Origin of the sequence: Pseudomonas sp. ESBL9, from assembly GCF_036668715.1 — a bacterium.
GTDB classification, from domain to species: domain Bacteria; phylum Pseudomonadota; class Gammaproteobacteria; order Pseudomonadales; family Pseudomonadaceae; genus Aquipseudomonas; species Aquipseudomonas lundensis.
Window position 1 is genome coordinate 438,040 of record NZ_JAZEVV010000002.1, and the last position, 22,880, is coordinate 460,919.

Here is a 22,880-nt window from a genome sequence, read left to right on the forward strand (position 1 = left end):
ATGGTTGACCGGCACGACTACGTAGCCCTTGAGTGGGTCAAAGACGAAATCGGCGAGACCCTCAAACTGGCCCGCGCAGCGCTGGACGGCTATGCGTTGCAGCCTTCGCCCCAGGCGCTGGCGCAGTGCCTGGCGTGCGTGCATCAAGTGCATGGCAGCTTGTTGATGGTCGAGTTCTACGGCGCTGCGTTGCTGGCCGAAGAGATGGAACAGTTGGTGATGGCCCTGCAACACGGGCGCGTCAGCCAGCTCGACGAGGCCGTGCGGGTCTTGCAACAGGCCTTCAACCAATTGCCGCTTTATCTGGACCGTGTGCACAGCGCCCGGCGCGACTGGCCGTTGGTGGTGCTGCCTTTGATCAACGACCTGCGCACCGCCCGGGGCCAACCCCTGCTTGCGCAAACCAGCCTGTTCAGCCCGCCCTTGCAGGAGCTGGCGCCGCTGGCGCCCGAGGCGCTGGCGCAACTGCCGGTGCAGGACGTTTCCGAGCGGGTGCCTGCCCTGCGTCAACACCTGCAAAGTGCGTTGCTGGGGCTGCTGCGTGAAGACGACGTGCCGGGTCAGTTGGCGCAACTGGCCGAGGTCTTTGCGCAACTGGAAACCCTGTGCCGGGGCGCGCCCCTCAATGCGCTGTGGACAATCGCCTCGGCGTTGGTCGAAGGCATGCTCAAGGGCAAAGTCGCCAACAGCCCGGCGCTGCGCAGCCTGCTCAGAGAAACCGACAAACCGCTGCAACGGCTTCAGGCCCAGGGCATCGAAGCGGTCAATCAGCCCGCTTCCGACAGGCTCGTCACCAGCCTGTTGTTTTACATCGCCAAGGCTGAGCGCCCCACGCCGAAAATGCTCAGCCTCAAGGCCCTGTACGAACTGGACGAAGCCATGCCCGATGCGGCCATGGTCGACGCCGAGCGCGCGCGCCTGGCCGGGCCGGACCGCGATGCCATGCGCTCCGTCGTGGCCGCGCTGTGTGAGGAACTGGTGCGGGTCAAGGAGCGCCTCGACCTGTTTGTGCGCAGCGACCGCACCCACGTGTCGGAGCTCAGCAGCCTGTTGGCGCCGCTGCGGCAGATAGCCGACACGCTGGCTGTTTTAGGCTTTGGCCAGCCGCGCAAGGTCATCATTGACCAACTGGCCGTGGTGCAGAGCCTGGCTCAGGGCCAGCGCGAGCCAACGGACCCGGTGTTAATGGACGTTGCCGCCGCGCTGCTGTACGTCGAGGCCACGCTGGCCGGGATGGTCGGCAGCGTCGAACCTTCGCAACGCGAAGAAAGCCGCCTGCCCACCACCGACCTGATGCAAATCCACCAGTTGGTGATCAAGGAAGCGCGGCTGGTGTTCGACGAAGCCAAAGACTTGATCAACGACTACCTGACCGCCGATTACGACCGCGGGGCGTTGCAGGCGGTGCCGGGTTTGCTCACGCAAATTCGCGGGGCACTGGCGATGATCCCGCTCAACCGCGCTGCCAGCTTGCTGCAAGCCTGTGACGACTACTTGTGCGAGCACCTGTTGCTGGGCCGCGAGCGGCCCGATGCGCGGCACATCGACCACTTTGCCGACGCACTGGTGAGCATCGAATACTATTTGGAGCGTCTGGCCCTGGACCCCGGTGCGGCAGGCGAGGCCGTACTGGACCGTGCCGAAAACAGCCTGATCGCGCTCGGGTATGCCCCGGCCGAACGCAATGTCCCGCTGCTCGATGACATCCTCAGCCCGACCGAAGTGCTGGTGATGGAAGACCTGCAAGAGTTGCAAGACCCGCAGGTGGTGCAAAGCCTGGCCGACGTGTTGGCCAGCCCGGTGTCGGCACTCAACCCGCCCGCGCAGCACATCCCCGGCAGCCTGTTGCCGCCCCCGGTGGACGAGGTGCCGGTGGACGAAGAACTGCTCGAAGTCTTCCTCGAAGAAACCGATGAAGTGCTGATGGCGCTGCACGAAGCCCTGCCGCAATGGGTGGCCAACCCGGCGGACAGCAACGCGCTGAGTGAGCTGCGACGCGGCTTTCACACCTTGAAAGGCAGCGGGCGCATGGTGCGCGCCCTGGTGCTGGGTGAACTGGCGTGGGCGGTCGAAAACCTGCTCAACCGGGTGATCGAACGCAGCGTGGCGCCGGGGCCGGCGATCCATCAGTTGCTCGAAGACACGCTGGTGATCCTGCCCGAGTTGATTCAGGCGTTTGCCGAGCGAGACCAGCGTCAGCGTGACGACGTTGACGCACTGGCCGCGCGGGCGCATCAGTTGTCCCAGGGCGACCCTTTGCCGCTGTTGATCGAGCAGGACAGCCCGGCCTTTGACCCGCAATTACTGGAGATCTTCCGGCAGGAAGCGCAGACCCACCTCGACACGTTGAACCGCTTCCTCGATCAGGCCAGCGCGCACATGCCGCTGCATGCCAGTGATGACCTGCAACGTGCCGTGCACACGCTCAAAGGCAGCGCACACATGGCGGGCGTGTTGCCCATGGCCGAACTGGCGGCGCCACTGGACCATTTGGTGCGTGAGTACAAAGCCCATCACGTGGCGCTGGATCTGGACGAAATCGAGCTGCTGCTCGAAGCCGACGGCCTGTTGCACCGCGGCTTGAAGCAACTGGACGTTGATCCGCTGGCCGACATCCAGGGCGCGCGCTCCCTGATTGAGCGCACGGAATGCCTGATTGCCGACCGGCTGGATGCGTTGCTCAACGCAACCGGCAGCGCGTTGGTGCCCAAGCGCGACCCGCAGCGCATCACGGCGTTTCTGGAACAGGGCATGGACACCCTGTTTGACGCCGAAGACCTGCTGCGTCACTGGCGTCAGCACCCCCATGAGCGCGAGGGGCTCGATACGCTGCTGGACCTGTTGACTGCCTTTGGCGAGGCCGCGCACGCGCTCGACCTGTCACCGGTCGACGCGCTGTGCGAAGCCCTGCTGGACCTGTATGGGGCGGTTGAAGAAAGCAGTCTGGCCGTCAGCGATCGTTTTTTCGACGTGGCTGATGACGCCCACGAAGCGCTGATTAACATGCTCGACCAATTGGCCGCAGGTCAGGAAATCACCCCGCAGCCGACCCTCATCCACACCTTGAACCAATTACTGCACCAAGGGTTGGCGCCCGACGCCACGGGATTGATCCGCCGCGAAGGCGGCCAGACCCTGGACATCACCGAGCTGGGGGCTGCCACTGCACAACTCGATGAGATCGCAGGTGAGGACGACGATGACGGGCTGGACGACGAAATAGTCGCCATTTTCCTCGAAGAAGCGGTCGACATTCTGGAGAGCGCGGGCCAGGCCTTGCAGCGCTGGTTGAGCGAGCCCGACAGCCTCGCGCCCCTGTCATCGTTGCAGCGTGATTTGCACACCCTCAAGGGCGGGGCACGCATGGCGGGCGTCGTCCCGGTGGGCGATTTGGCCCATGAGCTGGAACACTTGTACGAGGGCCTGCTGGACCGTCGTGCCAACGAGAGCCCGGCGCTGGCGCAGTTGCTGGTTCGCAGCCACCAGCACCTGGCCCTCATGCTTGAACACCTGCAACAGCAGCAACCGCTGCGCGAGCCCTTTGAACTGATTGAGGCCATTCGCGGCTATCGTCATCCCGGCCCGCCGGTTGCGGGGCAGCCCGCCGCTGAGGCGGACCCAACCAGCGGCGCCGATCCCGAGTTGCTGGAAATCTTCCTCGAAGAAGCCTTCGACATCCTCGAAAGCTCGGGCGCCGCGTTGGCGCGCTGGCAAGCCGAACCGCAAAACACCCTTGAAGTCGAAAACCTGCTGCGCGATCTGCACACCCTCAAAGGCGGCGCGCGCATGGTGGAAATTACCGCCATTGGCGACTTCGCCCACGAACTGGAAACCCTGCTGGAGGACGTGTCGGCGGGTGTGGTCACGGCGGATGCCGAGCTGTTTGCCTTGTTGCAGGGTTGTCATGACCGCACCGCGCAAATGCTCGATGCCCTGCGCAGCGGGCAGCCGTTGCAGTCGCCGCAGGACTTGATTGCGCGAATTCGCAGCACCGAACGCTCAGACCCGCAAGCGCCCCAGCCCCCCGCGCCGAGCAAGGCCGAAGCCAGTGCCACGGCGGTGACCGAAGGCGAGCGCACCGGGCTGGACACCGTCAAGGTGCCGGCCGAGTTGCTGGAAGACATGGTCAACCTGTCGGGCGAAACCTCGATGATTCGCGGCCGTATCGAGCAACAGATCAACGATGGCCACGTCGCGCTCAATGAGATGCAAACCACGCTGGAGCGCATGCGCGACCAGCTGCGCCGTCTCGACATCGAAACCCAGGGCCGTTTGCACAATCGTCCGCACAGTGAAGCGGAGGGGCTGGCCTACGACGAGTTCGACCCGCTGGAAATGGACCGGCATTCGCAGTTGCAACAACTGTCGCGTGCGCTGTTCGAGTCCGCGTCCGACCTGTTCGACCTCAAGGCCACGCTCGCCGCGCGCAATCAGGACGCACACAACCTGTTGCAAAAACAGGCGCGGGTGAACACCCAGTTACAAGAGGGCCTGATGGGCACCCGCATGGTGCCGTTCGAGCGCGTCTTGCCGCGCCTCAAGCGGGTGGTGCGCCAGGTGGCCAGCGAGTTGGGCAAACAGGTCGAATTCAGCGTCATCAACGCCGAAGCCGAGATTGACCGCAACGTGCTGGAGCGCATGGTGGCGCCGTTGGAGCACATGCTGCGCAACGCCGTCGACCACGGTCTGGAGCCCGCCGAGGTGCGCCATGCCAGCGGCAAGCCCGAGCAAGGGATGATTACGCTTGAGCTGTCCAACGAAGGCGGCGACGTGGTGTTTGATATCCGCGACGACGGTGCCGGTGTCCCGCTTGAAGCCGTGCGCCGCAAAGCGATCCATCGCGGCCTGCTGGACCCGCTGAACAGCGTCAGCGACCGCGACGTGTTGCAGTTCATCTTGCAACCGGGCTTCTCCACGGCCGAGAAAATCACCCAGATTTCCGGGCGCGGCGTGGGCATGGACGTGGTCCACGAAGAAGTGCGTCAGTTGGGGGGCAGCATGACCCTCGACTCGGTGGCAGGGCAGGGCGTGCACTTTCAGATTCGCCTGCCGTTCAGTGTGTCCCTCAACCGGGCCTTGATGGTGCAGTGCGCCGATGAGCAATACGCCATCGCGCTTAACACCGTTGAAGGCATCGTGCGGGTCATGCCCAGCGAGCTGGAAAGCTATTACCAACTCAACCCGCCGCTGTATCACTACGGCGGCCAGACCTACGAACTGCGGTATCTGGGCGAGTTGTTACAGACCGTGGTCAAACCCAAGCTGGCGGGCGAAACCCATTCATTGCCGGTGCTGCTGGTGCATTGCCAGGACATGCGCGTGGCCCTGCAAGTCGATGCCCTGGCGGGCTCGCGCGAGATCGTGGTCAAGAGCCTCGGCCCGCAATTCGCTGCCGTGCAGGGGTTGTCGGGTGCGACGATTCTGGGGGATGGCCGTGTGGTACTGATCCTGGATTTGCTGGCCTACATCCGCGCGCATCAGGTGCGTCAGCCGTTGCTACGCGCCCAGCACGAAGCAGGCGGCGGACTCGAATTCATCCCCGCCGTGCGCCCGCCGCTGGTGCTGGTGGTCGACGATTCGGTGACCGTGCGCAAAGTCACCAGCCGCCTGCTGGAGCGCAACGGCATGAACGTCATCACCGCCAAAGACGGGGTCGACGCCATGAGCGTGCTCGAAGAACACACCCCGGACCTGATGCTGCTGGACATCGAAATGCCGCGCATGGACGGCTTCGAAGTGGCCACGCATGTGCGTAACGACCCGCGCCTCAAAGACATGCCGATCATCATGATTACCTCGCGTACCGGGCAGAAACACCAGAACCGCGCCATGGCCATTGGCGTCAACGACTACCTGGGCAAACCCTACCAAGAGTCGGTATTGCTGGAACGCATCGCCTACTGGAGCACCTTCCATGCTTGATCACCGTGTAGGCAGCCTGACGTGCCTGCTCTTGCCGCTGGCCGATCGCGACCTGTTACTGCCCAACGTCGCGATCGCAGAACTGATCGACTACCAGCGTGGCGAACCCAGCAGTGACTCGCCGCCATGGCACTTGCGCCAGATCATCTGGCGCGACCATCCCTTGCCGCTCATCAGCTTCGAAGCGGCCTGCGGCAGCCCGCTGCTGATTGGCGACCGCGCGCGCATCGTCATCCTCAACACCCTGGGCGGCAACCCGGCGCTCAAGTACATCGCCATGGTGGTCCAAGGCATCCCGCGTTCCTACAAACTCGACAGCCAACTGAGCTTTGTCGACGTGCCCCTCTGCCCGCTGGAACGGGCTGCCGTGCAAGTGGGCGAGCATGTGGCCAAGATCCCGGATTTGTGGGCGTTGGAGCGGTTGGTGTTGGGGGCGCAGTAGCCCGGCCTTATTGAATCAACTCAATCGAAACGGGACGTTAATGAACAGGAGTTGTGTGGGTGAGTGAGTTTGTGTCGCACGCCATAAATATGCCCTACGGCATTGATTTGGTTTTTTGGGCTGTCTTCATGTTCTTGGCCGTGCTGGTGGTCACTAAGTTTCCGCAGGGCATAGGGTGTCTTTTTGCATTCTTAGTGTCGGTGACTGGCGCCGTTACAATCCTGACGCATATGTATTTCGTAGAAGGGGAGTTGAAAAAAAGCTTCGATTATCCCGAGATCATTGTTCAAGCGGCGATTGAAAAATTGTCGGCTGAAAGCATCCAGTGCGGCAAAGATACAACACGGTGCTCTGACCTCGATCAGTTGAAGTTGAACGTGGAACAAGCGCTGGCCAGCAGGCAGCGCATTCAGACCGAAGAGGAGCAGCAGTCCACGGCGTTCGCACTGGTCAGCAACTTGTGCATCTTTACGTTGGGTGGGATGTCAGCGGGTTTCATTACCGCAGTCGGGCTGCGTCGGCCTAAACCGGGTGAGGACGAAGCGGAAGAGGCCGATATGCGGGCCAAGAGTCGCGAGGGTGTCATAGGCTTTTGCACGTTTCTGCTTGTCATGGTGGCTGCCGCGATCTCGGCGGCTTATCTGGGGGCATACATGGGCAGTGCGTTCAGCCGAGTGTTAACAGACGCTAGCTTCAAATCGCTTTGGATTGCCTTGGGCCTGTCAGGGTTCGGTTATCTGTGTGCTTATTGGTTCTATGATGCAAGGCCAATAGGGAAATGGTGCATGTATATTATTTTCTTTATAACCGTGAGCGTGATGGGCTTTTATATAAGTGCATTGCATGCCGGTCTCTATATTGTGGTTCGCGAGCACGCATGGCCGATGCTGTTTATAGCAGGCGTCCCTTTAATGTATGCCGTGTGGAAAGTTTCAGTCGCGGTGTATTTACGAAACGCCGAACGCATTTAACAAACAACGGTGAAGCGCGCCTGCTGTCAATCAGGCGCGTGTCTGGATCAGCGGGCCGTGAGGCTGCTCAACGATAGATCGACCTGCGTTCTGGCCATGTCCACCAAGTACAGCACCGACAACACCCAGTCGCGTTGCGTCCCGTCCAGGTTGCTGCTTGCCTCAACAGCCGAGACGCTGGCGCAACGTAACAAGTCCGACGCGTGAACCAATGCGTTTTCTACGTCGATGCTTGGGTGACGGGCGGTGTTGCCGGGCAGGTAGTGGCTCAGGGCGCGTTGCGCAGCGGCACGGTCCTTGAGCAACTCATCATTGGACGCCAACACAAACGTCTCGTGGGCGGGTGGATCCGGGGTGATTTTGAGCATGGGTACGAACTCCTTACGTCTATGGAATCCGACACTCTCGCGACTAAACGAAGGGTGGCGGCTGTACGCAGGTTAGTCGACCGGGACGTAAGGATACCGGCGCACCCGAAGGTGCCCTGCGCACAGCCACCATAAAACTCAGGCAAAAACTGCCTGTTTTACAGAGAAAGCGTTGTACGCCATTACGTCATCCGGGCGACTAAACCCGATCGCTGATGAGCAGCGACGGAGCGAGACTAGGCGCGTAAACCGTCAGGCGCAATGCGTTGGGGATTGTCTCGGAAAGTTCGCGCAAGGGAAAGGGATGCATCCCATGAAACTGCATGGGCAGGGCAGTGTGTGATCGGCGCGATCTTTTCGATTTAGTTGCGGCTAATCATCTGTGCAATGTTCGGCCTACCCCTCGACGAACGCCGCATTGCCCTTTAAGTTCGCAACCTTGACCCTTATCTCGTAACAAAGTGACACAGTCGCACTATCGGCTATTGAGGATGTTGCAGATGTATCACGGAGAAAAGCTCAATGCCTGGACTCACTTGCTGGGGGCCGTGGCCGCCGCAGTGGGCAGTGTTTGGTTGTTGGTCATGGCGTGCCTTGACGGCAGCCCGCAGAAGATTGTCAGCGCGGCAATTTATGGGGTCACGCTGGTGTTGCTGTACAGCGTGTCGACCGTTTATCACAGCGTGCGCGGGCGATCCAAGGTGATCATGCAGAAGTTTGATCACCTGTCGATTTACCTGTTGATCGCCGGGAGTTACACGCCGTTTTGCCTTGTGACGTTGCATGGGCCGTGGGGCTGGTCGCTGTTCGGGATCGTGTGGGGCATGGCGGTGATTGGCATGCTGCAAGAGATCAAACCGCGCTCCGAGGCGCGTATTTTGTCGATTGTGATTTATGCCGTGATGGGCTGGATCGTGCTGGTGGCGGTCAAGCCGCTGATTGCCGCGCTCGGCACGGCCGGGTTTATCTGGCTGGCCACGGGCGGTGTGATGTACACGGTGGGGATTATCTTTTTTGCCCTGGATCATCGCCTGCGCCATGCCCACGGCATTTGGCATTTGTTTGTGATCGCCGGCAGCCTGCTGCATTTTGTGGCAATCGCGCATTACGTGATTTAAAGCGCCACTCGACCCGAAGGGGCGCCTTGGCCCCTGCGGATGCAGCGATCAGCTTTTCGTGGGTTTCGGGTTGTCGCTGCGAATTTGCGCATGGCTGATCAAGGCAAAGATGAAGCTGCCGCCAATGATGTTGCCCGCCAGTGTGGGGCCGGCAAAGATCAGCCAGAAGTCCTTCCATGGCAGCTCGCCTGCAAACACCAGATACGACACTTCCGCCGTGCCGACCACGATGTGGGTGAAATCGCCCAGCGCCATCAGGTAGGTGATGAGGATGATGATCCACATCTTGGCGCTTTCCATCGACGGGATCATCCACACCATGGTCGCGATCATCCAGCCGGAAATAATGCCCTTGGCGAACATCTGGCGCGTGTCGTTTTCCATGACCTTACGGCCGATTTCCAGAAAGGCGTTGTCGGTCCGGGTGTCGAAAATCGGCAAGTGCAGCATGACGTAGGCCACCAGCAGGGTGCCGAGCAGGTTACCCACCAGCACCACTCCCCATAGCCTGAACAGGCGCCCGAAATTGCTCAACGTCGGTTTGCTCATGATGGGCAGCACGGCGGTGAGGGTGTTTTCGGTAAACAGTTGCTGGCGAGCCAGAATCACGGCCAAAAAGCCTGCGCAGTAGCCGAAGCTGGCAATCACTTTGAAGGCTTCGCCGCTGGGCAGCCGCGAGTTGAGCAGCCCCATGGCCATGAGCGACAGGCCCATGGTCAGGCCGGCAGCCAAGGCCGACCAGAACAGGGCCGCGACGCTGCGCTCCAATTCCTGATCGCCCTGCAAGCGGATGATTTCATGCAGTACCGCCGCACGCGGGGGCTGGTTTTTGGTGACGTCGTGCTCTTCTTCAGCCGACAGGTTGGGGGTTTTGCCGGTGTTTTGTGTGTCCATGAGGCTTCATGACCGTTAGCGTGTGTAAGCGTACGACACTGGCGGCATGAAGCTGTTCACTGTGCCGCTGTTTTGCAGGGGGCTCAGCGACGCTTGAGGTTGTCCCGTGCCCAGGCAGCGATGACAGGCGGTGGATCAGGCCTGGTTTTCATCCTGGAACTGGTCTTTGACGTATTTGATCTCGGTACGGCCGTGAGGCGCGGGCAGGCCGTCTTCACCGAGGTTGACGAACACCATCTTGTCGACGGTGAGGATGCTCTTGCGCGTGATCTTGTTGCGCACTTCGCAGGTGAGGGTGATGGAGGTGCGGCCAAATTCGGTGGCGGTGATGCCCAACTCGATGATGTCGCCCTGACGGGAGGCGCTGACGAAGTTGATTTCAGAGATGTATTTGGTCACTACGCGCTGGTTGCCCAGTTGAACGATGGCGTAGATGGCGGCTTCTTCGTCGATCCAGCGCAGCAAGCTGCCGCCGAACAGGGTGCCATTGGGGTTGAGGTCTTCGGGTTTTACCCATTTTCGGGTGTGGAAATTCATGTTCACTCCTGACCGTCTGCCGTTAGATGCCGCGCATGATGTCAGACCATGGCGCCCAGCTCTATTAAGCTTCGACTATGGTCTCGATTAAGCAAATGAAAAAGCCTTGGATAAAGCCTTGGGATCATCTGCCCGGATGGCTATAATCACCCCCGCTTCACAACGGTCATTGTCACCCAGTACCGTTCCCGCCACCTGTCCGAGGGGCGCTGCAGCAGGTCTTACCTGTCAGGCTCGGATGGGGCGTTGTTTGTTCAGGGCTCCCTGGGCAGGCACTCAACGCACAACGGCGCCCATTCGCGATTAAACGAATGGAGGCTCTCTATGAGCGTTGTAAACACGCCTGCAGGTTTTACCGACTACAAAGTCGCTGACATGTCCCTTGCCCCATGGGGCCGTCGTGAAACCTTTATCGCCGAGTCCGAAATGCCGGCGCTGATGGGCCTGCGTCGCAAGTATGCCGCTGAACAACCGCTCAAGGGCGCGAAGATTCTGGGCTGCATCCACATGACCATCCAGACCGCCGTACTGATCGAAACCCTGGTTGCCCTGGGTGCCGAAGTGCGTTGGTCGTCGTGCAACATCTTCTCGACTCAAGACCAGGCCGCTGCCGCTATCGCTGCTGCCGGCATTCCGGTTTTCGCCTGGAAAGGCGAAACCGAGCAAGAGTATGAGTGGTGCCTGGAGCAAACCATCCTCAAAGATGGCCAGCCATGGGATGCCAACATGATCCTGGACGATGGCGGCGACCTGACCGAGCTGCTGCACAAGAAATACCCGGACATGCTGAAGAAGATCCACGGCGTGACCGAAGAAACCACCACCGGCGTACACCGTCTGCTGGACATGCTGGCCAAGGGCGAGCTGATGATCCCGGCGATCAACGTGAACGACTCGGTGACCAAAAGCAAAAACGACAACAAGTACGGCTGCCGTCACAGCCTGAACGATGCCATCAAGCGCGCCACGGACCACTTGCTGTCCGGCAAGCAAGCCCTGGTGATCGGCTACGGTGACGTGGGCAAGGGTTCGGCCCAGTCCCTGCGTCAGGAAGGCATGATCGTTAAAGTCTCCGAAGTTGACCCGATCTGCGCCATGCAAGCGTGCATGGACGGCTACGAAGTGGTTTCGCCGTTCATCAACGGCCAGAACGACGGCACCGCCGCCAGCATCGACGCGGCGCTGCTGGGCAAGATCGACCTGATCGTGACCACCACCGGTAACGTCAACGTGTGCGACAAAAACATGCTGGCTGCGCTGAAAAAACGCGCCGTGGTATGCAACATCGGTCACTTCGACAACGAAATCGACACCGCTTTCATGCGCAAGAACTGGGCATGGGAAGAAGTGAAGCCGCAGGTTCACAAGATCCACCGTACCGGCCCTAACGATTTCGATCCGCAGAACGACGACTACCTGATCCTGCTGGCCGAAGGCCGTCTGGTGAACCTGGGCAACGCCACAGGCCACCCGAGCCGCATCATGGACGGTTCGTTCGCCAACCAGGTGCTGGCGCAGATCTTCCTGTTCGCCCAGAAGTACGCTGACATGCCGGCCGAACTGCAAGCCGAGCGTCTGACCGTAGAAGTGCTGCCCAAGAAGCTCGACGAAGAAGTAGCACTGGAAATGGTTCGCGGTTTTGGTGGCGTGGTCACCCAGTTGACCAAGCAACAGGCTGATTACATCGGCGTCACCGTCGAAGGCCCGTTCAAGCCAGACGCTTACCGTTACTGATTAAAGAAAGGCGGCCAGGCATGCACTGACCGCCTTTTTTTTGTGTGTGAGTTCAGCGTCAGGGGTTGCTGTTGGCCCCCTGCGCGTACGCAAGGGTATTCCCATGTCTCAAGACCGTCGTTTCAGCTTCGAGTTCTTCCCGACCAAGACCGATGCTGGACATGAAAAGCTGATGAACACGGCTCGCCATCTGGCGACCTTCAACCCGGATTTTTTCTCCTGCACTTACGGTGCCGGTGGCTCTACCCGTGACCGCACGATCAATACCGTGCTGCAACTGGAGAGCGAAGTACACGTGCCTGCGGCGCCGCACCTGTCGTGTGTGGGCGACAGCAAAAGCGATCTGCGCGGCCTGCTGGAGCAGTACAAGGCTGCGGGCATCAAACGCATTGTTGCGCTGCGTGGCGACCTGCCTTCGGGCATGGGCATGGCCAGCGGTGAACTGCGTTACGCCAATGACCTGGTGAGCTTCATCCGTGAAGAGACCGGCAGCCACTTTCACATTGAAGTCGCCGCTTACCCGGAGATGCACCCACAAGCGCGCAACTTCGAAGACGATATCAGCAACTTCGTGCGCAAAGCCCACGCGGGCGCTGACAGCGCCATCACCCAGTACTTCTTCAACGCCGACAGCTACTTCCGGTTTGTTGAGCGCGTACAGGCCGCGGGCGTCACCCTGCCGATCGTGCCGGGCATCATGCCGATCACCAACTACAGCAAGCTGGCGCGTTTCTCTGACGCGTGTGGCGCTGAAATCCCGCGCTGGATTCGCAAGCAGCTCGAAGCCTATGGCGACGACGTGCAGAGCATCCAAGCGTTTGGTGAACAAGTGATCAGCGAGATGTGCGAACGCTTGCTGGACGGCGGCGCGCCGGGGCTGCACTTCTACACCTTGAACCAGTCTGAACCGAGCCTGGCGATCTGGAACAACCTGAAGTTGCCACGCTGATTCACGCGCCTGTAACCGCCGCCGCACGTTGCACGGGCGCGAGCGGTTACAGACCGGGTGCGCTCGGTGGGTACAAAACCGTTGAGCAGCATGAAATCGGCGCGTTGTGAATGCTCTGTTATACTCCGGGCTTTCCGCCAGGCTTACGCCCGGCCGCTCGTCCTTGTACAAGGCATTCAACCCCGCTACTGCGCAGCACTTGCCAGCGCGAGCGGTGCGAATGGACCTTCAGGACCGAAGCAGGACCGGACGGGATTGCGTCTCCTATAAACGCCATTCACGCCAGGCAAGACTATCCCTTTGGGCAAAGCCCTAACTAGAACAGGATTACTCATGTCCTTTGCTTCCCTCGGTCTCTCCGAGGCTTTAGTCCGCGCCATTGAAGCAGCGGGCTATACCGAGCCTACTCCGGTGCAACAGCGGGCCATTCCCGCCGTGTTGCAAGGTCGCGACCTGATGGTTGCGGCTCAGACAGGTACTGGTAAAACCGGCGGCTTCGCTCTTCCGATTCTGGAAAAGCTGTTTCCCAATGGCCACCCAGACAAATCCCAGCGTCACGGTCCACGCCAACCACGCGTGCTGGTCCTGACGCCTACCCGCGAACTCGCCGCACAGGTCCACGAGAGCTTCAAGCTCTACGCCCGTGACCTGAAGTTCGTCAGCGCCTGCATCTTCGGCGGCGTTGGCATGAACCCTCAGGTTCAAGCCATGGCCCGCGGTGTAGACGTGCTGGTCGCTTGCCCCGGGCGTTTGCTCGACCTGGCGGGCCAAGGCAGTGTCGACCTTTCCCACGTTGAAATCCTGGTGCTCGATGAAGCCGACCGGATGCTCGACATGGGCTTCGTCCACGACGTGAAAAAAGTGCTCGCGCGTCTGCCGACCAAGCGTCAAAACCTGCTGTTTTCGGCGACGTTCTCCAAAGACATCACCGATCTGGCCGGCAAGCTGCTGCGCAACCCGGAGCGTATTGAAGTCACGCCGCCCAACACCACGGTCGAGCGTATCGAACAGCGCGTGTTCCGCCTGCCAGCCAGCCACAAGCGCGCCCTGCTGGCGCACTTGATCACGGCCGGTGCGTGGGAGCAGGTGTTGGTCTTCACTCGCACCAAGCACGGCGCCAACCGTCTGGCTGAATACCTGGACAAGCATGGCCTGAGCGCTGTCGCGATCCACGGCAACAAGAGCCAGAACGCGCGCACCAAAGCGCTGGCCGACTTCAAGGCAGGCACTGTGCGTATTCTGGTTGCGACCGATATCGCGGCCCGTGGCCTGGACATCGATCAGTTGCCGCACGTGGTCAACTTCGAACTGCCCAACGTGGATGAAGACTACGTTCACCGTATCGGCCGTACCGGCCGTGCCGGTCGTTCGGGCGAAGCGATCTCGATGGTTGCGCCGGACGAAGAAAAACTGCTGAAAAGCATCGAACGCATGACCAAGCAGAAAATCGCCGACGGCGACCTGATGGGCTTCGATGCCAGCACGATTGAAGCTGAAAAGCCTGAAGTGCGTGAGCGTCCGGATGTGCGTAACCCGCGCAACCCGCCGCGTGGCCCACGTGGCGACGGTCCTAATGGCGGCGGTGGCGGTCGTAAGGACAAAGGCAAAGACAAGGGTAAAGAAAAACCGGCCGCAGCCCGTGGCGAACGCCCGGCCCGTGAGCACAAACCACGCGAAGGCACACCGGCGCGTGAACCGCGTCAGCAAGCGGCCGCTGCCGTCCCGCGCCCGGACGCCAATCGTGCGCCGGACGAGTTCCGTGATGACGACGTGGACAACTTTGGTAACCGCGCTGATTACGTCAGCCCGTACCAGAACAAAAATAACCAGAGCCGTGGTCGTCGTCCGGGCGCTCCGGCGCAAGGCACCGGCGCGGCTCCGGCCGGTCGCACCGGCGGTCGTCAGAACGGTCCACGCACCGGCACGGGCGCCAGCACCGGCACGCCGCCTGCCAAACGCAGTGGCCCGCGCAACGGCGCTCCGCGTGACGGCCAGGCCCGTCGCGAGAACCGTCCAGCTCGGGATGATCGCCAGGAGCCAGCCGTTAAAGGCCCACGCGAGAATCAGCCGAAGATCATGCACAAAGAGTCGAAAAGCGATCGCTTCCCGACCCCTGAGCAGCTCGATCAACTGCCGAACCGTCCTCGCGGTGAGAAGCCAGCCTTGCTGACCCGCAACCGCTGAGTGACTGACGAATAAAAAACGCCCTCCATCGCAAGATCGGGGGCGTTTTTTTGTGTCGCCAAACATGGCTTCGCCCCTCGCCGTTCGCTCATCAGACGCGGGCCAAGGGAGGAATCCCACGCACAAAAAAACGCCCTGGCTCTCGCAAGCCGGGGCGTTCTTTTTAGCCGTGTGTACGCGCTATTACTTGTTCTTTGTACCTTCCAGCGTGATGTCCAGGTCCAGGGTCTGAGACGTAGGGCCCGGGCCTTTGATGCCGAAGTCGTTCAGGTTCAGGGTCGTGGTGGCGTTGAAGCCAGCACGTTCGCCGCCCCATGGATCTTTGCCTTCGCCGTTGAACGTTGCCTTGAATGTCACGGGCTTGGTCACGCCGTGCAGGGTCAGGTCACCGGTGACGTCAGCTGTTTTCTCGCCCGTCGGCACGACTTTGGTCGAGACGAACTTGGCTTCCGGGTACTTGCTCACGTCCAGGAAGTCTTTGCTGGCGATGTGCTTGTCACGTTCGGCGTGGTTCGAGAACAGGCTGGCGGTCTTCAGGGTCACGTCGATTTTGCTGTCAGCAGGCTTGGCAGCATCCCAGGAGAATGTGCCGCTCCAGTCTTTGAACGTACCGTGAATGAAGCTGTAGCCCAGGTGGCTGATTTTCCAGTCGATAAAGGCGTGCTGACCTTCTTTGTCGATGGTGTAGTCAGCAGCCATTGCCTGGCCGGCGGACAACAGTGCAGTACCCAGTGCCAAAGCGGCGAGAGTCTTTTTCAACATGCGTTCTATTCCTTTTGAGTTGAGGTTGAACATCAGGCTTTGCGTCCCAGCATACGAGTCAGGGTCGCATCACGATCGATAAAGTGGTGCTTGAGAGCGACTAGACCATGCAAACCGGCAAAGATCACCACGGCCCACGCCAGGTACAAATGCACGACACCGGCCACATCCGCCTGGTCAGGCAGGTTTGAAATCAGTGCGGGTACTTCAAACAGCCCGAATACCGGGATGCCAACGCCTTCGGCGGTGGAAATCAGGTAACCGGCGATCATTACCGCAAACAAACTTAGATACAAAAAACCATGGCCGAGCTTGGCGCCAATGCGCGTGGCACGGCTGTAGCTGGCCAATGCAGGCGGTGCCGGACTGATCCAGCGCCACACCACGCGAATGACCATCAGGGCCAGTAGCGTCAAACCGATGCTTTTGTGCAGGTCCGGGGCTTCCTTGCGCCAAGGGCTGTAATAGTCGAGACCGACCATCCACAAGCCCAGGGCAAACAGGCCGAACACGGCCAGGGCAATAAACCAATGCAAGAAAATACTGACCGCACCGTAGCGAGAAGAAGAGTTGCGTAGCTGCATTGCCAACATCCTGTAGGAACTTGGGCCTAAGACTAATCGTTTACCTATCGAATGAAAGCGCATTTTTTTGCTGGAAGGTATCGATAAATACGATCTGTAGCCTGGGAGGAAGGTATTAAGAAAACATTAACGATGATTCATGACTCCACGGCGACGGCGGTCGTCAGCACACCATAGAAGCGATACGCATTGTTGCAAATGCAATGACTTGTTACGAACTCGCGCATTGCATAGGCTTGCGCGATTGTTTGCCCGCACACGCCGGGAGCCAGCGCCAGGAGAGTGGAAATGGGCCTGAATAATCAGTGGATGCAGCGCGATTTAGCCGTTTTATGGCACCCCTGCACCCAAATGAAAGATCACGAGCAATTGCCGCTTATCCCGATCAAGCGCGGTGAGGGCGTGTGGCTCGAAGACTTTGAAGGCAAACGCTACCTCGATGCCGTGAGTTCGTGGTGGGTCAACGTGTTCGGGCATGCCAACCCGCGCATCAATCAGCGCATCAAGGATCAGGTCGATCAGCTGGAGCACGTGATTCTGGCCGGGTTCAGCCATCAGCCGGTGATCGAGCTGTCGGAGCGTCTGGTGAAGATGACGCCAGACGGCCTGACCCGCTGTTTTTATGCCGACAACGGTTCGTCCTGCATAGAAGTGGCGCTGAAAATGAGCTTTCACTACTGGCTCAACCGTGGTCAGCCGAACAAAAAGCGCTTCGTGACCCTGACCAACAGCTATCACGGCGAGACCATGGCAGCGATGTCGGTGGGCGATGTGCCGCTGTTCACTGAAACCTACAAGGCGCTGCTGCTCGACACGATCAAAGTGCCCAGCCCCGATTGCTACCTGCGCCCGGACGGCATGAGCTGGGAAGAACACTCGCGCGTGATGTTCATGGCCATGGAGCAGACCCTGGCCGAGCACCACGCCACTGTGGCCGCCGTGATTGTCGAGCCGCTGATTCAGGGGGCGGGGGGCATGCGCATGTACCACCCGGTGTACCTTAAATTGTTGCGCGAAGCCTGTGACCGTTATGGCGTGCACTTGATTCACGACGAAATCGCGGTGGGCTTCGGTCGCACCGGGACGATGTTCGCGTGTGAGCAGGCCGGTATCACCCCGGACTTCCTGTGCCTGTCCAAGGCATTGACCGGCGGTTACTTGCCCTTGGCGGCCTGTGTGACCACCGACGAGGTTTACAGCGCCTTCTACGACGACTACCCGACCCTGCGCGCCTTCCTCCATTCCCACAGCTACACCGGCAACCCGCTGGCGTGTGCGGCCGCCTTGGCCACGCTGGACATCTTCGAGCAAGACGATGTGATCGAGCGCAACAAGGCCCTCGCGCAGCGCATGGCCAGCTCGACGGCGCATTTGGCGGATCACCCGCATGTGTCGGAAGTGCGTCAGACCGGCATGGTTCTGGCGATTGAAATGGTCCAGGACAAGGCCAGTAAAACGGCGTACCCGTGGCAGGAACGCCGAGGGCTCAAAGTGTTCCAGCATGCGCTGGAACGTGGCGCGTTGTTGCGTCCGCTGGGCAGCGTGGTGTATTTCTTGCCGCCTTACGTAATCACCCCGGAGCAAATCGACTTTCTGGCCGACGTGGCCAGCGAAGGCATCGACATCGCGACCCGCAGCGACATCAGCGTGGCCGTACCGGCGAACTTTCACCCGGACTTCCGCGACCCGGGCTAGGGACTGTTCCCGTGTCACCGCGACGCGGCTTGCAATGAAACGGGGAACAGACCCTCGGGTTATTTTCTTCAGATGCGCGCACGTTCGCGCCTGAAACGCACATTTTTCAGAGAAAACACATGAGATTGTCCCGTTTCTTCATCGATGCGCCGTTGAGCCTCGGTGAGCATGAATTGCCTGAGGCTCAGGCGCATTACATAGGCCGCGTGCTGCGCATGGCCGAGGGCGATGCCCTGCAAGTGTTCGACGGCTCGGGTCACGAGTTCCTTGGGCGCTTGCTGGAAGTTGGCAAAAAACGCGTGCGCGTGCTGCTGGAAGAAACCTTCGCCGGGCAAGTCGAGTCGCCGCTGGCAATCCATCTTGGCCAGGGGTTGTCCCGTGGCGAGCGCATGGACTGGGCCATTCAGAAAGCCACCGAGCTTGGGGTCAACGAAATCACGCCGATCATGAGCGAGCGCTGCGAAGTGCGGCTCAAGGACGAACGCGCCGACAAACGCCTGGCCCACTGGCGTCAGGTGGCGATCAGTGCATGTGAGCAATGCGGGCGTTCACGGGTGCCGGTGATTCATCCGCCGATGCTGCTCACTGACTGGATCAACAGCACGCAAGCCGATCTCAAGCTGGTGCTGCATCCGGTCTCCGCGCCGCTGGCCAGCCATGCCAAACCGTCACGCCTGGCGTTCCTGATCGGGCCGGAAGGCGGCTTGACCGACCCTGAAGTCGACCAGGCCCAGGCGGCGGGCTATCAACCGGCGCGCCTCGGCCCACGGGTGTTGCGTACCGAAACCGCCCCGGTGGTCGCGCTGGCCGTGGCTCAGCAGTTGTGGGGCGACTTCTGACACGCAGGCGTCAAGTGTTTACATCGACACGAAGAAAAAGCTGACGATCAGCCCCATGCCGATGAACCACACCAGCGAACGCAGCAGTGCCCAGTCCGCCAGGTAGCAAATGATGTACAGCAAGCGGCTGGTGATAAACAGCACGGCCAGTACATCAATCGTGACGGGCTGGGCGTTGCCGACGATGTCGGCAATGATCACGGCGGCGGCAAACGCCGGGGTGACTTCGAAGCTGTTGAGTTGGGCGCTGTGGGCGCGTTTGGCGAACCCGTCGAGGGTGTCGAGAAACGCGCGCGGGTCATGGTTTTGTCGAGGCCCGAACTTGCCGCCGCTGAACTTGGCCACCGCGGTACACACGTACGGCAGACACAAGGCAATCAGTACACACCAGAAGGCAACCGTCATTGGAATTTCCTTTTTAGAGTTTCATCACGAGCATGCCGATCAGCACCAGCCCACAGGCTAAGAGTCTGGGCCCGCCAAAAGGTTCTTTGAGGTAGCGCATGCCGAACAGCACCACCAAAATCACGCTGACCTCGCGCAAGGCCGCGGCTTCGGCAATCGAGCCCAGTTGCATCGCCCACAGCACCAGCGCATAGCTGACCAGCACGCACACCCCCACCGCCAACCCCAACCGCCATTGCGTGCGCCAGAACAGCGTGAACGCGGCACGTTTGCGGGTGATTGCCAGCAGCGGGAACGGCCACGCGCTGATGAGCGTCAGCCACACCAGATAATCCAGCGGGTGCGACCAGCGCTGTAGCGCCTGACCATCAAGAAAGGTATAGCAGCCAATGCACAGGCCGATGAGTGCGACCACCGGCAGCATTGACCACGGCAGACGATCACCGCCGCCGCCCTGCCACAGCAGGCACGCCATGCCGCACGGAATCAGGAGGATGCCGATGATTTGCTGACCGCTCAGTGCTTCTGCGGCAAAAGTCAGGGTCAGCGCCAGCACCACCAAGGGCGAAAGGCCGCGCATCAGCGGGTACACCAGCCCCAGATCCCCCACCCGGTAGGCGCGGATCAGCAGCACGCGGTACAGCAACTCGAAGAGTGCGGACGCCAGAATCCACGGCCAGATAGCCAGCGGCGGGAACGACACAAACCCCACCAGCACGGCGACAACCAGCAGTGCCACGGTGTCCATGCAGGCGATGACCAGCAGGCGCTCGCCGCTGAATTTGATCAGGGTATTCCAGACCGCATGCAACACGGCCGCGATCAACACCAATAAAGTGGCCAGCACCCCGTGCTCCTTAATGCGATGGGACGACGGCTGTTTATACGTCAAACAGCCGTCTGCGCGGGCACCGTGTGTGGGGTCAAACGAACAATCGTGCGCCCGACGCAGGCCGGGGCTGATCCGGCACGGCCTCCAGCAACGGGCTCAAATGCCTGTGACCCTGACACAGCTTGGCGTACCAGTTATTCAGGGTCGGCACATCGACGTGCCCTTCCTGAACCTCGACCCACAGCACCAGATCCCCGGCGCTGTCTGCCGCCACATGCACCGGCGCCAGCGCTGAAAAGGGCCCGTTGGCTTGCAGCAGTTGCAACTGCACACCCAGTAGCATCGGGCTGGGCAGGCGCCCCAGGCGCATCGCCATCAACCAGCCGCCCGGCACTTTCTCCAGCACCAGTTCGGGGTCATCCGCGACTTGCAGGCGGCAGGTTTCGGCATTGTTCGCGGGCAGTTGGATGCCCCATTGGTCCAGCCAGTGTTGCACGCTCATATGTGTTTACTCCGCTATCCGCCAGGCCTTGGCCATTTCAATCGTGGTGGAGCTCAACGGCTTGCTCCACGGTTTATTGCGCGCGCCATAGTGGTCGATGATGTCGTCGAGCGCCTGATTGACCTGCGCCGCCGTCGTGGCCCTGGCCAGGCTGTGTTCGGCGCGGCGTAGCAGGGCGACGTTGGAATCCGGCTGGCCGGCGCGGTACAGCGACGGGAAGATGACTTCTTTGCGGATGTTCTCGGCCACCACGGCCACGGTCCGCACCTGCATTTCTTCGATCGCGGCCTTGAGCACCGGCGACTCGACGGCCTGCCCGCGTACGGCGCTGAGCAATTGCTGGTGGTCGACGTTGTCGGCGTGATTCAACTCCTTGGCCAGCCACTCTTTGCGCTCAGGGTTGCTGGCCAGCGCGTCCAGTTGGGTGAAGGCAGTGCGCATCTGATCGTTGAACGTCAGTGCGGCCGGCGTGCCGTTTTGCGCCACGATCGCCACGGTCAGTTCGCTGAACGCCTCGCGCGCCTGCTGGCGAAACTGCAACACTTCACCGGCCTGGGCGGAGTTTTGAGCGGCGAGGCTGGTGAGCATGTCATCGTCTAATGCGTTCAGTGCAGCCTCCATCGACCCGAACGTGTACTGCTCACGGGAGTGGGCACCGGTCTCAAGGTGACCGCTGACGGCCTGGTCGAGTCGTTCTTGCAGGTGATTTTTGATATCCCCCGGCATGCTGAAATTCAGCGTGCCGCCAAACGTGGTGCTGAAATCGCCTTTGTCGGTTTTCAGCGGCACGGTCACGGTCTGGTCGTCGTGCGCGGCCAGTGCTTCGTTTTGCAGAATCACCCGGGCGGCCACCGGGGCGCCCACCATCCAGTCCGTGAGCGCGCCGCCGAAACGAGCACCACGGTCAGGCGCCACGCCTTCTTCGCCCTCGAACTTAAGGATCAGGTTGTCTGACTGGCGCAGCGGGCTGGTGCTGAACGCCCGGTCGACCATCTCGGGCACTGGCACGTTAAGCATCACGCCGCCGTCCTTGAATGCCGTGTGTTCACCTTCGGCCTGGAACGGTTGCGCCTGTTCGTCCACCGGCTTGAACACCACCGGGAAGGAGCCGGAAATATGCGCGGCCCGCGCAATACTCATGTCCGGCGTGAGGCTGGCGTTGAACACCACCATCTGTGGGCGACCTTCGTACATTGCGGTGCCGGTGATGTTCAGTTCCTTGATCTGCGGGATGTGCTGGCTCAACAGTTTGAGGTCGCCAAACGTGACCGCGCCGCCCTGCTCCAGTTTGTGGGCAATGGCCGCAACGGCCGGTTGGCTGGCCACCTGCGGGTGGGAGCTGATCTGGTTCAGAACGGCTTTGGACGACTCGTCGCGAATGACTTTTTCCAGCGGCAGGGCTTCGGACTGAACCCGTGGCAGCACGTTGAGAATCAGCTGGGTGAAGCTGCCAACCTTGGGCAGGTATTTGTGCGCCAGATTGCCTATCTCTGTGCAGATGCGCTGGAACAGCTTGTGTTTTTTATGGGTGCTGTCGAGCAGTGAAATCAGGTCCATGCCATCGGACAGGGTCTTGAATTCGCCCGCGCCCATGCCCGATGCCAGCAGCGCTGCCGTGATGCCGCCTGCGGACGACCCCGACATGCTGCGAATGCCGTCGAGTGCGCCGTTGTCTTCCAGCGCCTTGATCGCGCCCGGATAGGCGGCCCCTTTGGCACCGCCCCCGCTGAGCACCAGGCTGGTCAACGGCGGGCGGCTGAGTTCCAGCTGCGCCACGCCATTGTCGAATTCGCGCAGGGTCAATTGGCGCTGACCGACCTGTTGCGCCACGGTGTGCGCAGCCCCTTGCGGCAGCGGGGTCAGCAGCTTGATACGGCCGATGTCCGGCAGTTGGTCTTTGATCACAATCCCCGACGCGCTCTTCAGTGCGCTGGTCAGGCTTTGGCCGACCGGGTCAGTGGATAACGTGGCTTTGGGCGCTTGCGCGGCAGGGGGTGCAGGTGTGGCGATGGCGGGGTTGAGACCAGCAGGCGGGGTGGACTGAATTTTCATATGCGCTCCTTGGAGGACCTGAGTTCCTTGATGGCGCAAATCTTAAGTGAATCGTTTGAAGGGCTTTTTTAGTATCAGGCGCATTTTTGT

At 60.7% G+C, this 22,880-nt stretch carries 18 protein-coding genes and 1 riboswitch; of the genes, 9 read left to right on the forward strand and 9 right to left on the reverse strand.

The genetic code is table 11. The features are described 5' to 3' along the window. The 3 genes from V6F78_RS08545 to V6F78_RS08555 are packed head-to-tail and all read left to right on the forward strand — an operon-like array spanning position 1 to position 7,335. Positions 1-5,922: an Hpt domain-containing protein gene (locus tag V6F78_RS08545; RefSeq protein ID WP_332726957.1), complete on the forward strand. Its 5,922-nt coding sequence runs from the start codon at positions 1-3 to the stop codon at positions 5,920-5,922. Continuing rightward, positions 5,915-6,364 (forward strand): chemotaxis protein CheW, encoded by a 450-nt coding sequence (locus tag V6F78_RS08550; RefSeq protein ID WP_047278324.1) that lies wholly within the window; start codon positions 5,915-5,917, stop codon positions 6,362-6,364. Before V6F78_RS08545 ends, V6F78_RS08550 begins: the two co-directional genes overlap by 8 nt. Positions 6,365-6,423: 59 nt before the next feature. Next, entirely contained in the window at positions 6,424-7,335 is a 912-nt protein-coding gene (locus tag V6F78_RS08555; RefSeq protein ID WP_169858384.1) for a hypothetical protein, read from the forward strand. A gap of 47 nt (positions 7,336-7,382) precedes the next feature. Here V6F78_RS08555 and V6F78_RS08560 read toward each other — a convergent pair whose 3' ends face one another. Continuing rightward, positions 7,383-7,703, reverse strand: a complete 321-nt coding sequence (locus V6F78_RS08560) for a DUF6124 family protein (protein WP_052959440.1) — start codon at positions 7,701-7,703, stop codon at positions 7,383-7,385. Between the two features lie 500 nt (positions 7,704-8,203). Here V6F78_RS08560 and trhA point away from each other — a divergent pair, with 500 nt between their 5' ends. Further along, complete coding sequence (gene trhA, locus V6F78_RS08565) at positions 8,204-8,821, forward strand: PAQR family membrane homeostasis protein TrhA (protein WP_047278321.1); 618 nt, start codon at positions 8,204-8,206, stop codon at positions 8,819-8,821. A gap of 48 nt (positions 8,822-8,869) precedes the next feature. Here the strand turns inward: trhA and V6F78_RS08570 are convergent, their stop codons facing one another. Together V6F78_RS08570 and V6F78_RS08575 are read right to left on the reverse strand one after the other, a co-directional pair. Further along, positions 8,870-9,715 (reverse strand): formate/nitrite transporter family protein, encoded by an 846-nt coding sequence (locus V6F78_RS08570; protein WP_047296077.1) that lies wholly within the window; start codon positions 9,713-9,715, stop codon positions 8,870-8,872. A gap of 135 nt (positions 9,716-9,850) precedes the next feature. Next, a complete protein-coding gene (locus tag V6F78_RS08575; RefSeq protein WP_047279442.1) occupies positions 9,851-10,252 on the reverse strand; it encodes an acyl-CoA thioesterase in 402 nt (133 codons plus the stop codon). A gap of 195 nt (positions 10,253-10,447) precedes the next feature. Further along, positions 10,448-10,554, forward strand: a riboswitch (S-adenosyl-L-homocysteine riboswitch). 22 nt (positions 10,555-10,576) lie between these two features. Between V6F78_RS08575 and ahcY the strand changes: the two genes are divergently transcribed. From ahcY to V6F78_RS08590, 3 genes are all read left to right on the forward strand, one after another. Next, entirely contained in the window at positions 10,577-11,986 is a 1,410-nt protein-coding gene (gene ahcY, locus V6F78_RS08580) for an adenosylhomocysteinase (protein ID WP_047296075.1), read from the forward strand. Between the two features lie 103 nt (positions 11,987-12,089). Beyond that, a complete protein-coding gene (gene metF / locus V6F78_RS08585; protein ID WP_047296073.1) occupies positions 12,090-12,935 on the forward strand; it encodes a methylenetetrahydrofolate reductase [NAD(P)H] in 846 nt (281 codons plus the stop codon). A 333-nt stretch (positions 12,936-13,268) separates the two neighbouring features. After that, a complete protein-coding gene (locus tag V6F78_RS08590; RefSeq protein ID WP_047278311.1) occupies positions 13,269-15,119 on the forward strand; it encodes a DEAD/DEAH box helicase in 1,851 nt (616 codons plus the stop codon). 183 nt (positions 15,120-15,302) lie between these two features. Here V6F78_RS08590 and V6F78_RS08595 read toward each other — a convergent pair whose 3' ends face one another. Together V6F78_RS08595 and V6F78_RS08600 are read right to left on the reverse strand one after the other, a co-directional pair. After that, entirely contained in the window at positions 15,303-15,881 is a 579-nt protein-coding gene (locus V6F78_RS08595) for a YceI family protein (protein ID WP_047278309.1), read from the reverse strand. 32 nt (positions 15,882-15,913) lie between these two features. After that, positions 15,914-16,465 (reverse strand): cytochrome b, encoded by a 552-nt coding sequence (locus V6F78_RS08600; protein ID WP_047278307.1) that lies wholly within the window; start codon positions 16,463-16,465, stop codon positions 15,914-15,916. A 288-nt stretch (positions 16,466-16,753) separates the two neighbouring features. Here V6F78_RS08600 and V6F78_RS08605 point away from each other — a divergent pair, with 288 nt between their 5' ends. Both V6F78_RS08605 and V6F78_RS08610 read left to right on the forward strand, forming a co-directional pair. Then, a complete protein-coding gene (locus V6F78_RS08605; protein ID WP_047296067.1) occupies positions 16,754-18,160 on the forward strand; it encodes an adenosylmethionine--8-amino-7-oxononanoate transaminase in 1,407 nt (468 codons plus the stop codon). 119 nt (positions 18,161-18,279) lie between these two features. Beyond that, a complete protein-coding gene (locus V6F78_RS08610; RefSeq protein ID WP_047278302.1) occupies positions 18,280-18,999 on the forward strand; it encodes a 16S rRNA (uracil(1498)-N(3))-methyltransferase in 720 nt (239 codons plus the stop codon). An 18-nt stretch (positions 19,000-19,017) separates the two neighbouring features. On the opposite strand, the gene V6F78_RS08615 is transcribed toward V6F78_RS08610, so the two are convergent. The 4 genes from V6F78_RS08615 to V6F78_RS08630 all read right to left on the reverse strand — a co-directional run bounded on the left by V6F78_RS08615 (position 19,018) and on the right by V6F78_RS08630 (position 22,790). After that, positions 19,018-19,404: an MAPEG family protein gene (locus V6F78_RS08615; RefSeq protein WP_047278301.1), complete on the reverse strand. Its 387-nt coding sequence runs from the start codon at positions 19,402-19,404 to the stop codon at positions 19,018-19,020. A gap of 13 nt (positions 19,405-19,417) precedes the next feature. Continuing rightward, positions 19,418-20,251, reverse strand: a complete 834-nt coding sequence (locus tag V6F78_RS08620; RefSeq protein WP_047278299.1) for a DMT family transporter — start codon at positions 20,249-20,251, stop codon at positions 19,418-19,420. Positions 20,252-20,327: 76 nt separating this feature from the next. After that, positions 20,328-20,738, reverse strand: coding sequence for a CesT family type III secretion system chaperone (locus V6F78_RS08625; protein WP_047278298.1), 411 nt, complete (start codon positions 20,736-20,738; stop codon positions 20,328-20,330). 6 nt (positions 20,739-20,744) lie between these two features. Further along, a complete protein-coding gene (locus tag V6F78_RS08630) occupies positions 20,745-22,790 on the reverse strand; it encodes a patatin-like phospholipase family protein (RefSeq protein ID WP_332726958.1) in 2,046 nt (681 codons plus the stop codon). Positions 22,791-22,880: the final 90 nt, after the last annotated feature.